This window comes from Bifidobacterium sp. LH_230, from assembly GCF_056357555.1.
In genome coordinates, this window is record NZ_JBKEWJ010000003.1 from 125,098 (window position 1) to 144,176 (window position 19,079).

12 protein-coding genes are annotated in these 19,079 nt (G+C 65.9%); 2 read left to right on the forward strand and 10 right to left on the reverse strand.

Annotated elements, in window-relative coordinates:
* Nucleotides 1-764: 764 nt before the first annotated feature.
* From proB to dapE, 6 genes are all read right to left on the reverse strand, one after another.
* On the reverse strand, nt 765-1,892 hold the full coding sequence (gene proB, locus AC1A0G_RS02430) for a glutamate 5-kinase (RefSeq protein WP_476527229.1): 1,128 nt from the start codon (nt 1,890-1,892) through the stop codon (nt 765-767).
* 138 nt (nt 1,893-2,030) lie between these two features.
* Complete coding sequence (gene obgE / locus AC1A0G_RS02435; protein ID WP_476527230.1) at nt 2,031-3,710, reverse strand: GTPase ObgE; 1,680 nt, start codon at nt 3,708-3,710, stop codon at nt 2,031-2,033.
* Between the two features lie 393 nt (nt 3,711-4,103).
* On the reverse strand, nt 4,104-4,355 hold the full coding sequence (rpmA, locus tag AC1A0G_RS02440) for a 50S ribosomal protein L27 (protein WP_152357956.1): 252 nt from the start codon (nt 4,353-4,355) through the stop codon (nt 4,104-4,106).
* Between the two features lie 36 nt (nt 4,356-4,391).
* Nucleotides 4,392-4,700 carry a 50S ribosomal protein L21 gene (gene rplU / locus AC1A0G_RS02445; protein WP_152357957.1) on the reverse strand — a complete coding sequence of 103 codons (309 nt, stop codon included), beginning with the start codon at nt 4,698-4,700 and terminating at the stop codon, nt 4,392-4,394.
* Between the two features lie 175 nt (nt 4,701-4,875).
* The gene (locus AC1A0G_RS02450; protein ID WP_476527232.1) at nt 4,876-7,929 is read right to left on the reverse strand and encodes an Rne/Rng family ribonuclease; all 3,054 of its coding nucleotides are present in this window, start codon (nt 7,927-7,929) and stop codon (nt 4,876-4,878) included.
* Nucleotides 7,930-8,568: 639 nt separating this feature from the next.
* Nucleotides 8,569-9,810: a succinyl-diaminopimelate desuccinylase gene (gene dapE, locus AC1A0G_RS02455; RefSeq protein WP_476527234.1), complete on the reverse strand. Its 1,242-nt coding sequence runs from the start codon at nt 9,808-9,810 to the stop codon at nt 8,569-8,571.
* A 400-nt stretch (nt 9,811-10,210) separates the two neighbouring features.
* On the opposite strand from dapE, the gene AC1A0G_RS02460 reads away from it, so the two are divergent.
* The gene (locus AC1A0G_RS02460) at nt 10,211-11,152 is read left to right on the forward strand and encodes an AEC family transporter (RefSeq protein ID WP_476527236.1); all 942 of its coding nucleotides are present in this window, start codon (nt 10,211-10,213) and stop codon (nt 11,150-11,152) included.
* A 105-nt stretch (nt 11,153-11,257) separates the two neighbouring features.
* On the opposite strand, the gene AC1A0G_RS02465 is transcribed toward AC1A0G_RS02460, so the two are convergent.
* The 3 genes from AC1A0G_RS02465 to AC1A0G_RS02475 form a co-directional block, all read right to left on the reverse strand.
* Nucleotides 11,258-12,751 (reverse strand): Maf family protein, encoded by a 1,494-nt coding sequence (locus AC1A0G_RS02465; protein WP_476527238.1) that lies wholly within the window; start codon nt 12,749-12,751, stop codon nt 11,258-11,260.
* A gap of 188 nt (nt 12,752-12,939) precedes the next feature.
* Complete coding sequence (thrB, locus tag AC1A0G_RS02470; RefSeq protein WP_214373605.1) at nt 12,940-13,938, reverse strand: homoserine kinase; 999 nt, start codon at nt 13,936-13,938, stop codon at nt 12,940-12,942.
* Nucleotides 13,939-13,968: 30 nt separating this feature from the next.
* Nucleotides 13,969-15,282 carry a homoserine dehydrogenase gene (locus AC1A0G_RS02475; protein WP_476527240.1) on the reverse strand — a complete coding sequence of 438 codons (1,314 nt, stop codon included), beginning with the start codon at nt 15,280-15,282 and terminating at the stop codon, nt 13,969-13,971.
* 394 nt (nt 15,283-15,676) lie between these two features.
* Between AC1A0G_RS02475 and nagE the strand changes: the two genes are divergently transcribed.
* The gene (gene nagE, locus AC1A0G_RS02480) at nt 15,677-17,170 is read left to right on the forward strand and encodes an N-acetylglucosamine-specific PTS transporter subunit IIBC (protein WP_476527242.1); all 1,494 of its coding nucleotides are present in this window, start codon (nt 15,677-15,679) and stop codon (nt 17,168-17,170) included.
* A 124-nt stretch (nt 17,171-17,294) separates the two neighbouring features.
* On the opposite strand, the gene AC1A0G_RS02485 is transcribed toward nagE, so the two are convergent.
* Nucleotides 17,295-18,908 (reverse strand): diaminopimelate decarboxylase family protein, encoded by a 1,614-nt coding sequence (locus tag AC1A0G_RS02485; protein ID WP_476527243.1) that lies wholly within the window; start codon nt 18,906-18,908, stop codon nt 17,295-17,297.
* Nucleotides 18,909-19,079 lie beyond the last annotated feature (171 nt).

A 19,079-nucleotide genomic window follows, 5' to 3' on the forward strand; every position in this document is an offset into this window, starting at 1 on the left:
TCCTAGGGGATCTCAGGATGTTGCCCCGCCAAGCACACACCTAGCGGGGCTGTTCCCCGGACCTTTCTGGATTCCGCCCCGCAAAGGGGTTACTCAGCGGGGCGGTTCCTAGGGAATTTCAGGGTTCGACCCCGCCACTCACCCGCCTAGTACTTTGTCGGACTTAATGTGATGGGTTTGACGCTCCCCCAGTCGGCTTCGCCGACAGCGTCCCGCAATTGCGGACGGCCTACGGCCGCGCCTTGTCGGCTCGCTGCCGCTCGCACCTCGCCTACAAACGCCGCCGGCGTTTGCTTCACGGCTCGGCCCCCAGCCGAAGGGCCGAGAGTAAAGACGCGTCAGTTTAGGTCCGACAAAGTACTAGCAGGGCAACATCACCGCGCCTTCGGGGTATCGCCCCGCACATACTCAGAGGGGCGGCTCCTAGAGAATTTCGGGGTTTTGCCCCGCTGAGGGCACTCCCAGCGGGGCAGCATCACCGCGCCTTCGGGATTGTGCCCCATTGCGCATACTCAGCGGGGCAGTTCCTAGGAGATTTCAGGATGTTGCCCTGTCAAGTACACACCTAGCGAGGCTGTTCCCGGGCCTTTCCGAATACTGCCCCGCAAAGGGGCAACTCAGCGGGGCGGTTCCCGGGATTGTTCTGGATGTTGCCCCGCCAAAGAGCGGCTTAGCGGGGCAACATCATCATGGTTTCCGGGGTTTGCCCCGCTTAAGGCATGCTCAGCGGGGCGAAACCCGGAAAAGTTTAGGAACGGCCCCGCTCACACCAGCACGAGGTTGTCGCGGTGAACGAGCGGGTGGGCGTATTCCTCGCCGAGGAAACGCTTGAGCTGGGTGGTGGTGCGGCCGAGCATCTGCGGGATTTCCTCCGAGTCGAAGCCCGCGAGGCCACGTGCCAGATGCGTGCCTGCCTCGTCGTCGATCCACACCGGGTCGCCGGCCGAGAACTCGCCGCGCACCTCGAGCACGCCCGCGGCCAACAGGCTCGCACGCCCGCCGCGCACCGCCGAGGCCGCGCCCGCATCGGCCACCAGCACCCCGCGCGGATTCGCCGCGAACCCGATCCACAGCCGGCGCGACGACCCGCGCTGCTTGACCGGCGCGAACGCCGTGCCCACCGGGTCGCCCATCAGGGCCGGTCCTGCGAACCGCGCGCACGTCATCACGGTCGGGATGCCGGACGCCGCGGCCACGCGCGCCGCCTCCAGCTTGGTCACCATGCCGCCCGTGCCTACGCCGGATGTCGACCCGCCGATGCGCACGTTGTCAAGCGTCTCGACCACATCCGGCACGAACGAGATACGCCGCGACCCCGGTTCGGACGGCGGCGCGGTATACAGCGCATCCACATCCGTCAGCAGCACGAGCGCGTCGGCCCGTACGAGATTCGCCACCAGCGCCGACAGCCGATCGTTGTCGCCGAAACGAATCTCGTTGCTGGCCAGCGAATCGTTCTCGTTGACGATCGGCACGACGCCGAGATCGAGCAGACGGCCGAGCGTGCGCTGCACGTTGCGGTACTGCTGCGGCCTGATCGTGTCCTCCGCGGTGATCAGAATCTGTCCGACGCGCACGCCGAACCGGCTGAACGCGGCCTCATACTGGGCCATGAGCAGACCTTGGCCGACCGCTGCCGTCGCCTGTTGCGTGGCGACGTCGGACGGTCGGGAATCGAAGCCGAGCGGGCCGAAGCCGGCCGCGATCGCGCCGGACGAGACGAGCACGACACGCGCGCCCTGCTGTGCAGCCGCCGACAGCGCGGCGACCAACGCGCCGAGTTTGCCGGCGTCCAGATGGCCGGACGGCTTGGTCAGCGAACTCGATCCGACCTTGACGACGACGGTCTGCGCGCCCGCGACCGCGCGGCGCACCTCGGCTTCCGTAAGCATGATTGCCCCCTCTGCTACCCGCATATGTCACGTCGACCGAGGCGAAGCCGAGCGGAGAAATCTTGCGAGGACATTGCCATCGAAGAAGATTTCTCCGCTCGCTCACGCTCGGTCGAAATGACACGTCATAGGCATGGACTACTCCTCGTCCGAGTCGCCGCGGCCGAACAGGCTCGTCTCGTCGTGACGGTCGTCGTCGACGGACGGGTCGGCCCAGTGGCCGGCCGCACGTTCCGCGGCCATCGCCTCGCGCACGGCCGCACGCGCATCCATCATCTCGTGATACTGACGGCGACGCTCGGAATTCGTACGGCGACGGCCGCCCGGCTCCTCGGTCTCCAGTCGCAGATCCTTGCCGCGGGCGCCCAGCTGAGCGCCGTCCAGCATCTCCGCGCCGGCCGCGATCGTCGGGTCCCAGTCGAACTCGACCGCACGCGGGCCACGGCCGATACGCACCTCGTCGCCCGGCTTCGCACCCTGACGACGCAGCTCGTCCTCCACGCCCAGCTTGGCCAGACGGTCGGCAAGATAGCCGACGGCCTCGTCGTTGTCGAAGTTCGTCTGCATGACCCAACGTTCCGGCTTGGTGCCACGCACCTCGAACCAGAACTGCGAACCGTCCGCGCTCTCGCGGCGCTCCACCGTGAAGTCGAGCGCGGTGCCGCCCTCATCGGCGCGGCGACGGCGGCGACCACCCTGCTCGAGCGGCTTGATGACCACGCGGGCCTCCTCCTCGGCCTGCTCGCGCTTGGCGACCTCGGCACGCATGTCGGCCACCATCGCGGCCAGCGCGAAGCCGAGCTCCTTCAAGCCCACATGCGAGGCAGTGGACACCTCGAAGACCTTGAAGCCGAGCTTCTCGAAGTCCGGGCGCACGAAATCGGCCAGTTCCTTGGCCTCCGGCACGTCGATCTTGTTGAGGATGATGATGCGCGGACGGTCCGGGATCGGAATCGCGCCCAGCGGCAGCTCAAGCTTGTCGGCATACTCGGCCAGCTCGTGCTCGAGCGCCTGGTAGTCGCTCATCGGGTCGCGATCCGGCTCGAGCGTGGCGCAGTCGATCACATGCGCGATGATCTCCGTGCGCTCGATGTGGCGCAGGAATTCAAGTCCCAGGCCCTTGCCCTCGGACGCGCCCGGAATCAGCCCCGGCACATCGGCGATCGTGTAACGCGAATCACCAGCCATGACCACGCCCAGATTCGGCACGAGCGTGGTGAACGGATAATCCGCGATCTTCGGCTTGGCCGAACTCATCGCGGCGATCAGACTGGACTTGCCGGCCGACGGGAAGCCGACCAGCGCGACATCGGCGATCGACTTAAGCTCGAGGATCACATCGCGTTCCTCGCCCAGCTCGCCAAGCAGCGCGAAGCCCGGGGCGCGACGCGTGCGATTCGCGAGGGCCGCGTTGCCGAGACCGCCAGCACCGCCGTACGCGGCGACGAACCGGTCGCCCTCGTGACGCAGGTCGGCGAGCTGCTCACCGGGACGCTTCGACTGGCCGGCCGCGCCCTTGGCCTCGAAGACGACCGTGCCGACCGGAACCGGCAGGATCAGGTCCTCGCCCTTGGAGCCGTCCTTCGTGTCGCCCAGGCCCATCGTGCCGTTGCCTGCCGCGCGGTGCGGCACGAAACGGTAGTCGAGCAGGCTGTTCGCGTTGCGAGTCGCCTCGAAGATGACGGAGCCGCCGTCGCCGCCGTTACCGCCGTTCGGGCCGGCGAGCGGCTTGTACTTTTCGCGTCGGATGCCGGCGGAGCCGTTGCCGCCGTCGCCGCCCTTGACATGGACGGTTACGCGATCCACAAAATCACTCATGTGTTTACCTTATCGTTGCCGTTGGTCTTGCTGTTGCGCCGCGTTATCCACGATGACGATGTATTTCGTCGTTCTGTTGCGTGGGATGGATGCGTATTCCCGACACGTTACGTAGTGCCCGCTACCGCGTGGGATGGGGCATATGTTGCTCGACACGCTCCGGGGCGCTCGCCCAAGTCTTACGGTCGATCAACATATGCCCCATCCCACGCTACGTATGTGCGAAATGTTGCGTTGGAATGCGGTACTTATTGTTGTGCCGAGATGGGCTGATTCTTTACGATCCAGAGGGGTGTGTTTGTGGATCGCGTGGGGAGGGAGAGGGAGGGGAAGGAGGGTATAGAAAAAGCCGCGTCCGTGGGGCGCGGCTTTTTACGCTTGGGATTGCGTGTCTCAGGCGGCGATCACGTCGACGACCTTGCGGTCGCGGCGAACGCCGAACTTCACGCTGCCGTCGGTGAGGGCGAACAGGGTGTGATCCTTGCCCATGCCGACGTTCTCGCCCGGGTGGAACTTGGTGCCACGCTGGCGGATGATGATGTTGCCGGCCACGACGGCTTCGCCGCCGAACTTCTTCACGCCGAGGTATTGCGCGTTAGAATCGCGACCGTTGCGCGAGCTGGAAGCGCCCTTCTTGTGTGCCATGATCTGTTCCTTTCGGTCCTAAGCCCAAGCCTGAAATCAGGCGATCGCCGTGATCTTGACGGCGGTCAGCTTCTGGCGGTGACCCTTGCGACGGGCAACGCCGGTCTTGTTCTTGTACTTCATGATGTTGATCTTGGGGCCCTTGGCCTCATCGTCAACAACTTCGGCCTTGACGGACACCTTCGCCAGATCAGCGGCGGACAGGGTGACCTTGGCACCGTCGACAACGAGGGCAACCGGGAACTCCACGGCATCGCCCTTCTTGGCGTCGAGACGGTTCACGAGGATCACGTCACCGACCTCGACCTTTTCCTGATGGCCACCGGCCTTCACAATCGCGTACATTCTTCGTTCCTTGCTATGGTGTTATAAAGCTACTTGCCTGACGCACGCAAGCCGCTGGTCAGACACCGACTGTCTAACTTACACCGACCCATGTACTAACGCAAGTTGAACTCCGGGCGTGTCAATCACGACACGCCCGGAATATCTTAAATTATGGCGTCGAACAGGCGACGGATCACTCCTCGCCGTCGGCGTTGTTCGCGGCGACGGCGGCCGCGGCGATCGCGGCGAGCTTGGCCTTCACGTCCGGCGAGGACCCCTGCGGAACCTGCACGTCCGTGCCGCGTCCGTGCTTGTTCGTCTTGATGAACGGGTCTCCGCCCTTGAGTGCGTACGGATCGTCGTAGTCGGCGTTCACGGTCGGCTCGTCGTGCAGGATGAAGCCGCGGCCCTTGCAGGTCGGGCACTCCTCGGAGAACGCCTCCACGAGGCCCTGGCCGATGCGCTTGCGCGTCATCTGCACGAGGCCGAGCGAGGTGACCTCCGCCACCTGATGCTTGGTGCGGTCGCGCGCCAGGCATTCGACCAGACGACGCAGCACGAGGTCGCGGTTCGCCGGCATGACCATGTCGACGAAGTCGATCATCACCATGCCGCCGATGTCGCGCAGCCGCAGCTGGCGTGCGATCTCCTCGGCCGCCTCGAGATTGCACCGGGTCACCGTCTCCTCGAGCGACTTGCCGCGGCCGATGAAGCGGCCTGTGTTCACGTCGATCGTGGTCATTGCCTCGGTGCGGTCGATGACGATCGAGCCGCCGGACGGCAGGTACACCTGACGTTCCATGCCCTTCCTGAGCTGCGAGTCGATCTGCCACTTGTCGAACACGTCCTTGCCGTTGTGCTCGGCCGGGTCCCACTTGACGAGCTTGTCGCGCAGGTCCGGGGCCATCGTCTCGAGGTATTCCTCGATACGCTCGTACACCTTGTCGCCCTCGACGATCATCTGCTTGAAGTCGTCATTGAAGATGTCGCGCACCACGCGGATCGCCACGTCCGGCTCGCCCTGCAGGAGCTTCGGGCGACGGCCGTGCAGGAACTCCTCGCGCTTGGCGTTGATGCGCTCCCACTGGCGCACGAGGCTCTCCAGATCCTTGACGATCGCCTCTTCGGACGCGCCCTCGGCGGCCGTTCGGATGATCACGCCCATGTCCTTCGGCGCGATCTTCGACACGATGTTCTTCAGGCGCGAACGTTCGCGGTCACTCAGCTTGCGGCTCACGCCGGTCATGCCGCCGGACGGCACGAGCACGAGGAAACGACCGGCCAGCGTGACCTGCGAGGTCAGACGCGCGCCCTTGTGGCCGATCGGGTCCTTGGTGACCTGCACGAGCACCGGATCGCCTGACTTGAACGCCAGCTCGATGCGTCGCGGCTGGCCGTCGAGACGCGCCGCGTCCCAGTTGACCTCGCCCGCGTACAGCACGCCGTTGCGCGCCTGACCAATGTCGACGAACGCGGCCTCCATGCTCGGCAGCACGTTCTGCACGCGGCCGAGATACACGTTGCCAACGGTTGCAACCTCTTGGATGTCGGACACGTAGTGCTCGACCAGCACGTTGTCCTCGATCACCGAGATCTGCGTGTGACGGCCGCGTTCGCGCACGACCATGAGCCGTTCGACGTTCTCGCGGCGCGCGAGGAAGTCCTGCTCGAGGATCGTGGACTGGCGGCTGCGTTCGCGACGGTTGTCGCGGCGGCGCTGCTTCTTCGCCTCGAGTCGCGTGGAGCCTTCGATGTCGGTGATCTCGTCGATGTACTGCTGCTTGCGCGAGCGGCGCGGCACGAGATCCTCGACGGACTCCTCGCCCGACTTGGAGCGGCGACGGCGACGGCGACGCGTGACGGTCGAATCCTCGGACTCCTCGTCGTCACGGCGGCGGCGCGACGATTCGTCGCGCTCGTCGGACTCGGTGTCGTCGGCGGATTCGGTCGCGCTCGTCTCGTCGGCGACGGCCGTGTCACGCTCCGCGTCACGGTTGCCGCGGCGACGACGGCGACGCGAACGGGTCGGGCCTTCCGACAAATCCTCCTCGGTGATCGGCGCATATGTGATGTCGTCGAACTCGAGGTCCTCCTCGATCTGTTCGACCTCGGCGGCGGCACGACGTTCCTGCGCATTCAGGCGGCGGGAGCGGCGCGAACGGCCGGAAGTCGGCGCTTCGTCGGACTGCGCGGATGCGGACTGCTCGACGTTCGTGTCGTCGGCGTTCGCAGTGCCATCGATTGCAGCATCCTGCGGCACGACCGTCAACTCGGTGCTGGCACCGCGACGGCGACGCGAACGACGTGACGGACGGGCGGACTCGGCGTCGGCGTTGTCCGATGCCGAACCGTCGCGATCGGCGCGAGCCGGGCGGCGTGAGGCGCGGCCGTCATCGGCACTGTCCTCCTGATCGTCGTTGCGGTTATCCGCACGGCCGGCCGCGGACGGCAGCACCGGCTCCTGGAACAGCAGCGAGGTCATCGGACGACCGGAACGCGGCGACGGTTCGATCGGCAGCGAATCGAGCGCGTCGAACGCGCGCTCGTCGCTGGATTCCTCACGATAGTCGTCGTGCGAACGATTGCGGCGAGACGCAGCACGATCGGAGTGACGGTCATCGCTGAACGGTTCGTAATCGGACACCGGGCCACGCCGGCGCGAACGGGGCTGATCGTCGTCGTACCGGGTGTCGTAATCGTCGTCGTACGACGAGCGACGCCGACGCGAACGGACGCGGCGAGACGAACGTTCGTCGTCGGACTGGTCGTCGCGATCGTCATGCGCAACCGTGGCGCGCGAATCGTCATGCTGATCGTCATGCGCGAGCGAACGGCGGCGAGCGCCGGAACGCGACGCGCGACGCGGCGAATCGGCATCCGAATCAGCCGCCGGGACGACGACCAACGACTCGGAATCCTTGCGCTGCGCGGCTTCCGCGGCCTCAATGTCGGCGACGCGCGGCTCCTCGAACAGCGGCGCGGCGTGCTCCTGCACGGTCAGTTCGAGCGCGGCGCCGGCCGCACCCGCGCCACGCACCACGCGACGGCCGCCACGACGGCGACGCGGGGCGGGATTGACGGACACGGATGAGCCGGACGGCTGCGCGGGGGCCGCGGTTGCGGGCTGCGACGCGTCGGACGATGCGGTATCGGCGGCTGCCGGAGCGGTCTGATCCGCGTTGTTCTGGATTGAATTCTGGTCAACGGCTTCGGCTTCGCCAAAGCCCTCATGGTTCACACTGGGCACGATGCTCCTCGGCGTCGCGCTGCAATCGCAACGCCTATGTCAAGCCTCATACGGTCGTCACACCGCGCTCTCACCGCGGCCGCGCATCGATTGCGCCCATATGAAGCACCGGTCAAAAAGTCAATGCTGCGACGGCGGACACCGGCCCCGCGGAATTCACACGCGAGGGGATCGACGCCATCGGATGCTCGGCGGCTTGCAGAACCGCCGCCATTAAGTATGACACAAAAATTGACGCCCGGTGAACAACGGCGGAATCATGCGGCCTCACGCGAGTCGCAGGCCTTGATGGGCGCTTGTCGGGGTTCGATCCTCCGTATGTTCGCGCGATCGGCACCACGACGCGAACATGAGGAGGATAGACTCGTCAGGCTCATACTGCGCGAAGCCCACCAGACTTAGCGCTTAACGGCTCGCCTTCGGCCCTGCAACAACGGACTCGCCTACGGCGAGACTCAACGTTACCTTCACTCGGCTATCGCCTCGCTCAGGCTGAGCCTACGGACAGTCCACAGGACTGTCCGCTTAACGGCTCAGCCCTGCAACAACGGACTCGCCTACGGCGAGACTCAACGTTACCTTCACTCGGCTATCGCCTCACTCAGGCTGAACCTACGGACAGTCCACAGGACTGTCCGCTTAACGGCTCAGCCATTCCCCCAAAATATCCGCGAGGAGGGTGAGTTCGGATTCGGGGAGTTGTTCGTCGTGTTTGTGGGCGAGCAGGGGGCTGCCGGCGCCGAGGTTCACGGCGGGGATGCCGAGGATCGCGAAACGGGCCACATCGGTCCAGCCGAGCTTGGCGAGCGGTTCGCGGCCGGCGCGTTCGCGCACAAGATGGGCCAGCGAAACCGCCAGCGGCGAGTCCATGCCGGGACGGGCGCTCGGCGACTCGTCGGCCATCTCGATGCCGAAGCCCTCGAACATGCCGCCGGTAGCCACATGCTCGCCGTTGCCGAGTTCGGCCCCGCAGTCCGCGCCCATCATCAGCGCCTTGGCGTCGGCGATCGTCTTGTCCGGCGCGAACCGGTAGTTCACGTGCACGCGGCATTCGTCGGGAATCACGTTCGTGCCCTTGCCTCCGGAGATCAGCGTCGCGTTCACGCCCTCGCGGTAGACCAGCCCATCCACCGGAACGTCGGCCGGTCGGTACGCGGCCAAGCGGGTCAGGATCTCGGCGGCCTTGTGGATCGCGTTCTCGCCCATCCACGCGCGTGCCGAATGCGCGGCCACGCCGTGCGTGACCACGTCGAAGCGGATCGTGCCGTTGCAGCCGCCCTCGATGCCGCAGTCGGTCGGCTCGCCGATGATCGCGAAATCGCCGGTGATCCAATCGGGATGCGATTCGACCACCTTGCGCAGACCGTTCTTCTCGGCCGCGACCTCCTCATGGTCGTAGAACACGTACGTCAAGTCGTAGTTCGGGTCGATGCCGGTGGCCGCACCGCCGTTCAGCACGGCGGCCAGGTACAGCATCACCGCGTCGGACGCCTTCATGTCGGTCGCGCCGCGCCCCCACAGCACGCGCTCCCCCGGATGCGCGGCGGCCACGTCCTCGCGGATCAGCGGATCGCCCGGATCGAGCCAGCGCGGCGGGAAGTTGTCGATCACCGGCACCGTATCGATGTGTCCGGCCAGGATCACGCGCTGCGGTTTGCCGAACGCGGTGCTCGCCACCACCGTGTCGCCGTGGCGGCGCACGGTCAGATGCGGCTGCTTGCGCAGGAACGCCTCGACCGCGTCCGCAAGCGGCCCTTCGTCATCGCTCACCGAATACGCGCCCATGATCTGTTCGAGCAAGGCCGCGAGCGTCTGTTCGCGCGTCGCGCCCGCATCGAATCCGAGTTCCGTCGCCGTCTGCTGTGCCAGTTCGTTCGTCATGCGGCTCATCGTAGCGGGTTTCGCCCGCCGCTCCCCCACCCGTCCCAAGTTCCGAGGCATAGTTTGACGATTCAGAGGCTAAAAAAGTGTCTTGTCGAGATCGGTTTGACGATCGAGCGGCACCGATTCCTCGTATCAACCGCGAAAAGGACGGTGCATTACCCCCGAAAAAGGCCTTATACGTTTACGCATAGCCTCTCGATCGTCAAACAGACTCCGACGAAACGACAATTCAGCCTCTCGATCGTCAAACTGCATCACACGACGTTATGAGACAGTCCCGCGCGGTTCGGCGGCGTGTGGCACTATGGGGTTAGGTTTTCAGATTCGCGAGGCGTGAGCCAATTGCAACGCCTGTGATATATGCGGCGGTCAGCCGAAGCAGCGGAAAAGAGGGATTATGGCGGGTTTGTTGAGCGCAATGGAAGGCTTCTGCGTCATCGGCATCGTGATTTTGGCGGGGTACATCGCCGCGCGCATGCAGATCGGCGGTTCGACCGCCCAGATGGTGCTCAACCGGTTCAGCTTCTTCGTCTCCAGCCCGTGCCTGATGTTCGCGATCCTATCGAAGGAGCCGATCTTCGACATCTTCCACTCGTCGATCATCGTGGCGTTCTTCTCCGCGATGCTGGTCGGCGTGGTGTTCCTGATCTTGAACCGCATGTTCTTCCACATGAGCACGCCGGACGCGATCATCGGCTCGCTCAACTCGCTGTACCTCAACTCGAACAACATCGGCCTGCCGATCGCCACGTACATCCTCGGCAACGGCGCGCTCGTCGCACCGATCCTGGTCATGCAGCAGGCCCTGTTCACGCCGATCGGCCTGACCGCGCTCGACGTGACCACCAAGGGCAAGGTGTCGGCCAAGGCGATCCTGCAGCAGCCGCTGCACCAGCCGCTGCTCATCGGCTCGCTGCTGGGCATCGCCCTGTCGGCCATCAACGCGAAGACCGGCTGGTTCATCCCGAACTACCTGTACGACCCGATCAACATGATCGGCGAATCCGCGGTGCCGATGATCCTGATGGCGTTCGGCATGTCGTTGCACGGCACGAAGCCGTTGCAGCAGAAGGGCGATGTGCCGGCGATCTTCACTGTCGCGGTGCTCAAGAACATCGTGATGCCGATCATCGCGTTCCTGCTCGCGTACTTCGTGATGGGCTTCCGCGGCAACGTGCTGTACGCGTGCGTGGTGCTCGCCGCGCTGCCGACCGGCCAGAACGTGTACAACTACGCGGCGCGCTACAACGTGGGTCTCACGTTCGCACGCGACGGCATCCTCATTTCGACGCTGACCAGCCCGGTGTTTATCGCGATCATCGCCGCGTTGTTGAGCTGACGATCGTTGCGCTGCGACGACGATGAACCGTCGCGACACAGCCGTTCCCGATCAGGACGCGTATGGCCGTAGACATAAGCCCACTCGGATGAGTGGGCTTATGTGTCAGTGGCCGCGATGCGCTGCGGCGATCGCGTCGAGCCGTGCGCGGAAGCGCGGCCAGTCGGTCTTCATCGCGGTGAGCAGCTTGCGGTTCGGCACCTCGTCGATCGGAATCCACTCGATCTCTATGCTTTCGTCGTCGTTAGCGCGCGGCTCCACGCGATGCCCCGGCTTCTCGAACGCGAACACGGTGGTGTACGCCCAGTTGCCGTGGTCCTCGCGCCACGAGCCGACCACCTCGATGTCCTCGGGCGTGATATTCGCCTCCTCGTAGGACTCGCGCAGTGCACCCTCGATCGGCGATTCGCCGTCCGCGGTCGCGCCGCCCGGGATGCCCCACGTGCCGCCTTCCGCGCTCCATGCGGCGCGATGCTGCATCACCACGTGCGTCACGGCCCCGGTCGCTGCGTCGCGCCGCGCCAGCAGCACGCCGGACGCCCCGTTCAGCCCCCAGTGCCGCCGTCCGCACATGCAGTCGACCCAGCCGTCGCCCGGCTGGTGCACGTTCTCCGCCGGCGGCACGAGGCTTGACGGGTCGGATTTGCCGTTCGGGAACAGCTCGCCGCGCTCCACGTTCCACAGGTCGGTCCACTCGATGCCGAGCTGGCCGGTCAAGTCACGCAGCAGCGGCAGGCTGATGCCGATCACGCCGTGCGGGTCGCCCTCGATGCCGTCGATGAACGCGCCGCCGAAGCCCTCGAGCGTGAACGAGCCGGCCACCTCAAGCGGCTCGCCGGTGGCCAGATACCGTTCGATATCGTGGTCGGAATAGTTGCAGAAGTGGATCTTCGCGTAGCTCACGCCGCGCACGACGCGGCCGGTCGCGAAGTCGATCAGGCAGTGGCCGGTCCACAGTTCGCCGGTGTTCCCGCGCATCGCCTTGAGTCGTTCGCGCGCGATCTCGACGCTGTGCGGCTTGCCGTAGCATTCGCCGTCGAACAGGAACATCGAGTCGCAGCCGACGATAAGCGGGCCGACCTGCGCGTGCGTCAGTCCCGGCTGCATGACGACGATGTTGGAGATCGGCTCGGTCTGGGTCGGCACGTCGACGCCGGAGAAGTCGCGGGTCGTCGCGTTGATGTCGGCGTCGTGCGCGTTCGGCTGGTCGTTGGTGAGTTTGGCGAGGAGGATGTCACGCGGGGATTCGCCGGCGGCTGCGGTGCCGTCGTCCGTCGCGGTACCGTCTGCGACGGATTCGGACGACGGCTCGGCTGCCTGCAGCGGATATGCGATAACCCGTTCGCCGGTCGCCGCCGCGGCTGCATCGGCGACGTTGCGATACACCTGATGGACGGCCTGCGCCTTGGCTTCGGCGAGGATCGCGACGCGCTTGTCGACGGTCAGATCGTCCACATCGCATCCGGCGGCCGCGGCGGCGCGTTCGAGCGCGGCCGGTTCGTCGACGTGCGAAACGCGGATGGTCGGGCAGATGCCGGCCGAATACAGCACGTCGCGGCGCGGCTTCGACTTCGATGCCAGAATCAGCGGAATGGACATGACGATCTCCTTCTTACGGCTCGATTCGACAGCTTCTCCATGCTTTGTCAGATTTGACGGCGCGCCGGGTGCTTCACCCCCTCAGTCAGCTTCGCTGACTGCTCCCCCTTCAGGGGGAGCAGAGGAAAAGGACGGGCGCATCACAACTGGCCACGGGAACCGAGACTCACTGCGTCCGCGTTACTTGCCTATTTGCGGATGATTTCGACGCCCTTGGTGTTGACGGCCGGGTGCAGCACGCGCCAGTGGCCGTCCGCGAGACGGTCGCCGGCCACCTCGTCGATGGCCTCGGCCGCGTCGCCGTAGTGCAGCACGAGCACGCACGGGCCCGCGCCGGACACCATCGCCGCATAGCCGCGGGCGCGCAGGTCCTCGATGAGCTGCCACGAGGGCGCCATGAGATCCTTGCGGTACGGCTGGTGCAGCTTGTCCTGCGTGGCCGCGAACAGCAGCGCGTTCGGGTCGGACGACTTGGCGAGCGCGGCCGGGTTCATCGCGGCGGCCAGCAGCGCCACGCGCGAGACGTTGAACACGCCGTCGCGGCGGGCGATCTGGTCGGGCAGCGCCTGGCGCGCCTTTTCGGTGGACAGCTCGTAGTCCGGCACGAACACGGAGGTCTTGATGTTCGGATCGACCTTGTACTTGATCGTGTGGAAGCCGCCGTGCAGGGGTTCGCCGCCCGGGATCGGCACGGAGCCGACGCCTTCGGCCGTGTCGAAGTTCCACGACGCGGTCATGCCGCCGTAGACGGCCGGAGCGACGTTGTCGGGGTGGCCTTCGATCGCGGCGGCCAGTTCGAACACGGAGTCGCGGTTGAGGTCGTCGTCGTGCGCGAACGCGGCGGCCGCTGCGATGCCGGCGACGATCGCCTCGGCAGACGAACCCATGCCACGCGCCTGCGGGATGTTGTTGTGCGCCTCGAGGATGAAGCCGATGCGCCCCAGGCCGAACGTCTGGCATGCGCGGCGGAAGGTCGAGACGACCAGATGCGTCTCGTCGCGCGGCAGCGTGTCCTCGCCCTCGCCGTAGATGAGCACCTGCGCGGCGCGGTTCGACGGGTCGGCGCACAGCGTGAACGTGAGCTCGTCGTGGTATTCCAGCGCGAGGCCGACCGCGTCGAATCCGGACCCCAGATTCGCGCTGGTGGCCGGCACGCTGACCTTGACCTGTTTACAGATCGGTTCCATTCCTATCCTTCCTTGGCTCCCTCGCGACCGTCAGTCCAGCACGCGCAGGATGGACGGCTCGCCGGCGACGCAGTCGAGCTTGCACACCGCGTCGACGGTCTTGCGCAGCGTGACCTCGTCGGTCAGGTGCGTCACGAGGCGCAGCTGCTGCAGCTCGCCGTCGTAGCCCGGCTCCTTCATGGTGGGCTTCAAGTCCTGATTCACGCCGTTGATCGACACGCCGTTGTCGGCGAATTCCTTGGCGATCGCGGCGAGCACGCCCGGCTTGTCGTGGATGAGGAAGCGCACGGCGAACGCGGCGCGGCTCGCCTCGATCGGGGCCTTGGGCAGGTCGTTGTACATCGGGATGGTCGGGCCGGTGCAGCCCTGCGCGATGTGGCGTGCCTCGGTCACCACGTCGCCGACCACGGCGGAGGCGGTCGGCGCGCCGCCCGCGCCGCGACCGTAGAACATGAGATCGTCGGCGGCCTCGGCCTTAACGAAGATCGCGTTGAATGAGCCGTGCACGGAGGCCAGCGGATGCGTTTCGGGCAGCAGCGCCGGGTAGACGCGCGCGGAGACGCCCGCCTCGCCGTTCTCGACCACGGCGAGCAGCTTGATGACCTTGTGCTCGGCGGTCGCCGCGGCGATGTCGTCGGCGGTGATGCGGGTGATGCCCTCGACCGAGACGTCGTCGATCGTCACGTTGGTGTGGAAGCCGAGCGTGGCCATGATCGCGGCCTTGTTCGCCGCGTCGTGGCCCTCGATGTCGCCGGTCGGATCGGCCTCGGCGTAGCCCTTGGCCTGTGCTTCCTTGAGCACGTCGTCGAACTGGAGGCCCTTGGTGGTCATCTCGTCGAGGATGTAGTTGGTGGTGCCGTTGACGATGCCGAGCATGCTCGTCACCTTGTCGCCGGCCAGCGATTCGCGCAGCGGCAGCAGGAACGGGATCGCGCCGCCCACGGCCGCCTCGAAGTAGATGTCGACGCCCTTGGCCGCGGCCGCGTTGTAGATCTCCGGGCCGTACTTGGCGAGCAGCGCCTTGTTCGCGGTCACGACGGACGCGCCGGATTCGATCGCGGCCATCACGAACGTGCGGGCCACGCCGGTGCCGCCGATCAGTTCGATCACGATGTCCGCGTTCGTCGCGACCTTCATCGTGTCGGTCGTCAGCAGCGACTTGTCGATCCACGGATAGTTCACTTCGTCGGGGTCGAGGCAGGCGACGCCGACCAGTTCGACCGGCCGGCCGATGCGCGCGGCCAGCTCGTCCTTCTGCTCGACCAGCAGGCGCGCGGTCTGCGATCCGACGGTTCCCGCGCCCAGAAGTCCCACGCGGATCGGGGTTTCGTTCGGCTGTGCCACAGGCATCCTTTCCCTGAAAGTCACTTATGCCGCCGCAACGGGCGGCGATCACAATTCCTCCACTATCCTACGGTCCGAATCCGACACGCCGGAACGCAAGTTTCTTAACAAACGTGCGGTGACGGTCCGTCAATCGTTGCCGTCAATCGCCAGTAGTGCTCAGCGATGACGGCAAACGTTGCTGCAAGTCATTTGCAGTAAAGAAACTTAACAAAATGTTCGACAACGGTGTCGCACGTGCCGTAAACTAGCCACTAGAGCGATATAGCCGCCCGGGTTACCGGGGTCCGCCAAGGATGGCGGAGCGCGATCGATGACGAGAGCCGGCGATCACAGAAAGCAGTACCCGTCGCTCACATGACCCTGCATCGTTGCAGAGGGAGGATGGAAAGAAATGAAGGACTATATCCAGCGCATGGGCCGTTCGCTCATGCTGCCCGTCGCCTGCTTGCCGGCGGCGGCGCTGTTCGTGGGCGTCGGTAACTGGATCGCCAGCTTTACCGGCGGAGACGTCGTCTCCACGTTCCTGACGACCGCCGGCGGCGCGGTGCTCAACAACCTGGGCATCCTGTTCGCGGTCGGCCTCGCGTTCGGCATGTCGCGCGACCAGCACGGCGCCGCGGCCCTCGCCGGCCTCGTCGGCTTCCTGACACCGATGACGCTGCTCGTACCCGACGCGGCCTCGAAGTTCCTCGGCTATGCCGACGCCGCGGCCATGCAGGAGTCCGCGGTCAACACGTACAACGCGTTCTCCAAGATGAACAACGGCAACGTATTCATCGGCATCCTCGCCGGTCTGCTCGCGGCGGCGATGTACAACCGCTTCCATCAGGTCAAGCTGCCCGCGGCGCTGAGCTTCTTCAGCGGCAAGCGCCTCGTGCCGATCGTCACGGTCGCGCTCATGTCGGTCGTCTCGCTGATCCTGTTGTTCATCTGGCCGCTCGTCTTCGGCTGGCTCACCGCGTTCGGCGAGGCCATCATGTCGCTCGGCGCGGTCGGCGCGGGCATCTACGGCTTCGCGAACCGTCTGCTCATCCCGACCGGTCTGCACCACGCGCTCAACAACGTGTTCTGGTTCAACATCGCCGGCATCGACGACATCGCCCGCTTCTGGCAGGGTGCCGCCTATCAGGGCGACCCGGTGTCCATCGCCGGTTACCACCCGGGCATGTACCAGGCCGGCTTCTTCCCGATCATGATGTTCGGTCTGCCGGCCGGCGCGTTCGCGATCTACAAGAACGCCCGCCCGGAGCGCAAGAAGGCCATCGGCTCGCTCATGCTGGCCGCCGGCGTGGCCGCGTTCTTCACGGGCGTGACCGAACCGCTCGAGTTCTCGTTCATGTTCGTCGCGTTCCCGCTGTACGTCGTGCACGCGGTGCTCACCGGCATCTCCGTGGCGATCGCCGCCGCGATGGACTGGATGGCCGGCTTCAACTTCTCCGCCGGTTTCGTGGACTTCATCCTCAGCTGGCCGCTCGGCACGAAGCCGTACATGCTCATCGTGCAGGGCCTCGTGTTCGCGGTGGTCTACTACTTCGTGTTCGATTTCGCGATCAAGAAGTTCAACCTGATGACCCCGGGCCGCGAGCCTGACGACGAGGCCGCGGACGACGCGGTGGTCGGCGCCGCCTCCGGCGACAAGTACACGATGCTGGCCGAGCGCATCTACGCGGCGCTGGGCGGCAAGGCGAACGTCCAGGAGATCGACAACTGCGCGACCCGTCTGCGTCTGGTCGTCAAGGACACCGGCGCGGTCGATCAGGACGCGATCAAGAAGACCGGCGTTCCGGGCCAGCGCGTGATGGACAAGACGCACATTCAGGTGATCGTCGGCACGGACGTCGAGTTCGTCGCCGAGGAGATGAAGAAGATCGCCGCCAAGGCGTGACGACTCGCTTCCACAAATAGTGTGAAGTAGCCAGTGGGGGCTTCCTCTCGATCGAGAGGAAGCCCCCACTTACGTGTGCGGCCAATCGGTCTATCGACTCAGCCGCGGGGCTGACTTGGCCCACTCAGCCCAGATCGAGATCGAGCAGGTCATCGATGGTCTGGCGGCGCAGCATCACGTGCGCGCCTTCCTCGCTCACGGCCACGACGGCCGGGATCAGCGCCTGGTTGTAGTTGCTCGCCATCGTGCGGCCGTACGCGCCGGTCACCGGCACCGCGAGCACATCGCCGCGCTTGAGATCGGCCGGCAGACGGTCCTCGTGGATGATGATGTCGCCGGACTCGCAATGCATGCCGACCACGCGCACGAGCATCGATTCGTCCGAGCCGCGTCGGTTCGCGAGCCGCACCGTGTAATCCGCGCCGTACAGCGCCGGACGGATGTTGTCGCTCATGCCGCCGTCCACCGAGACGTACACGCGCTCGTCGATCGGATTGCCGGCGCGATCGGTCGGCTGGTGGCCTTCCGCATCCGCGCTGAGCAGCACGTGCTTGATCGTGCCGACGCGGTACAGCGTGACGCCGGCGGGCGCGACGATCCAACGGCCCGGCTCGAACGAGATCGCGGGTGCGGGCATGCCGAGCGCGCGGTTGATCGCCGTGACCGCGTCGGCCAAGCGGCCCAGCTCCACGTCGATGTCCATCGAATCCTCGCCGTCCGTGTACGCCACGGAATAGCCGCCGCCGAGATCGACCTCGGGCAGCGTGTAGGCGTCGGTGGCGTAGAAGGTCTTGCGCAGGAGCATCATGCGCTTGGCGGCCTGGATGAACGCGTCCGCGTCGTGGATGTTCGAGCCGATATGCGAGTGCACGCCGACCAGCTCGAGCACGTCCTCGTGGCGGCGGATCTCCTTGAGCACGGCGAGCGCCGGGCCGTTCGCTACGGCCGTCATCGCCTCGGCGAGCTTGCGGTCGGGTTCGGATAGTTCCTCGCCGCTCAGGTCGTACGGGTATTTGACGTCGTAGCGCAGCTTGCGTTCCGGCTTGGCGGTCGCACCGGAGGCAGACTCCGCGTCGTCGTGCCGCTCCCCCACGCGCGCGTTCGTCGCGGCCGGGGTCACGTCGGTCAGGTCGTCGAGGATCGACAGCACGGACGTGTCCGCACCGGCCGGCAGCAGCGGCACGCCGAACTTCTGGTCCTCGTGCGCGGTCGAGATGTACTCGTGGCCGCCGGCGTGGATGCCGGAGGTGACGCGCAGCATCACGCGGGCGCGTTTGCCGAGGCGATGAGCGATCGCGGCGATGCGCGCCGGTTCGTCGGGCTCGTCGACGACGATCTTCGCGAAGCCCTCGTTGATGGCCAGCTCGATCTCCGCATCGGACTTGTTGTTGCCGTGCAGCACGAGGCGGCGGCCGGGAGCGCCGGCGGCGAGCGCGATCCTCATCTCGCCCATCGTGCAGGTGTCGACGTACATGCCGGCCGCGAGCACGAGACGCACGATCTCCTTGGAGAGGAACGCCTTGCCGGCGAAGCTCACGTGCGTGGTCGAGTTGTTGAACGCGGTCGCGGCGGCGCGCACGAAATGCTTGGCGCGGTTCGCGACCTCGTCGGTGTCGATCAGGTAGAGCGGTGAGCCGAACTCGTCGAGCAGCGACTCGGCGGTGCGGCCGTGGAACGTGATCGCGCCGCTCGCCGGGTCGATGGCCGCAGCGGCCGGCCAAATCGGGGTGATTGCCATAGGTGATTCCTTCTTCTCCATGACTGTGCTCCCCTATCAGGGGGGAGCTGTCGAATGTGTCTGACTTTTCGGGATGTTCCAGCATGCGCTTCCCTTATCAGAGGGAGCTAGACGGCATCCTGTTCGGCAGGCTCCCCGCCAGCATATGCTCCCCCTGATAGGGGGAGCTGT

Coding starts and splice junctions, on each gene's coding strand:
- thrB (WP_214373605.1), bottom strand. CDS start 13,938: ATGGAACCGATCTGTAAACAGGTCAAGGTCAGCGTGCCGGCCACCAGC.
- obgE (WP_476527230.1), bottom strand. CDS start 3,710: ATGAGTGATTTTGTGGATCGCGTAACCGTCCATGTCAAGGGCGGCGAC.
- dapE (WP_476527234.1), bottom strand. CDS start 9,810: ATGACGAACGAACTGGCACAGCAGACGGCGACGGAACTCGGATTCGAT.
- proB (WP_476527229.1), bottom strand. CDS start 1,892: ATGCTTACGGAAGCCGAGGTGCGCCGCGCGGTCGCGGGCGCGCAGACC.
- AC1A0G_RS02460 (WP_476527236.1), top strand. CDS start 10,211: ATGGCGGGTTTGTTGAGCGCAATGGAAGGCTTCTGCGTCATCGGCATC.
- nagE (WP_476527242.1), top strand. CDS start 15,677: ATGAAGGACTATATCCAGCGCATGGGCCGTTCGCTCATGCTGCCCGTC.
- AC1A0G_RS02465 (WP_476527238.1), bottom strand. CDS start 12,751: ATGTCCATTCCGCTGATTCTGGCATCGAAGTCGAAGCCGCGCCGCGAC.
- rplU (WP_152357957.1), bottom strand. CDS start 4,700: ATGTACGCGATTGTGAAGGCCGGTGGCCATCAGGAAAAGGTCGAGGTC.
- rpmA (WP_152357956.1), bottom strand. CDS start 4,355: ATGGCACACAAGAAGGGCGCTTCCAGCTCGCGCAACGGTCGCGATTCT.
- AC1A0G_RS02485 (WP_476527243.1), bottom strand. CDS start 18,908: ATGGCAATCACCCCGATTTGGCCGGCCGCTGCGGCCATCGACCCGGCG.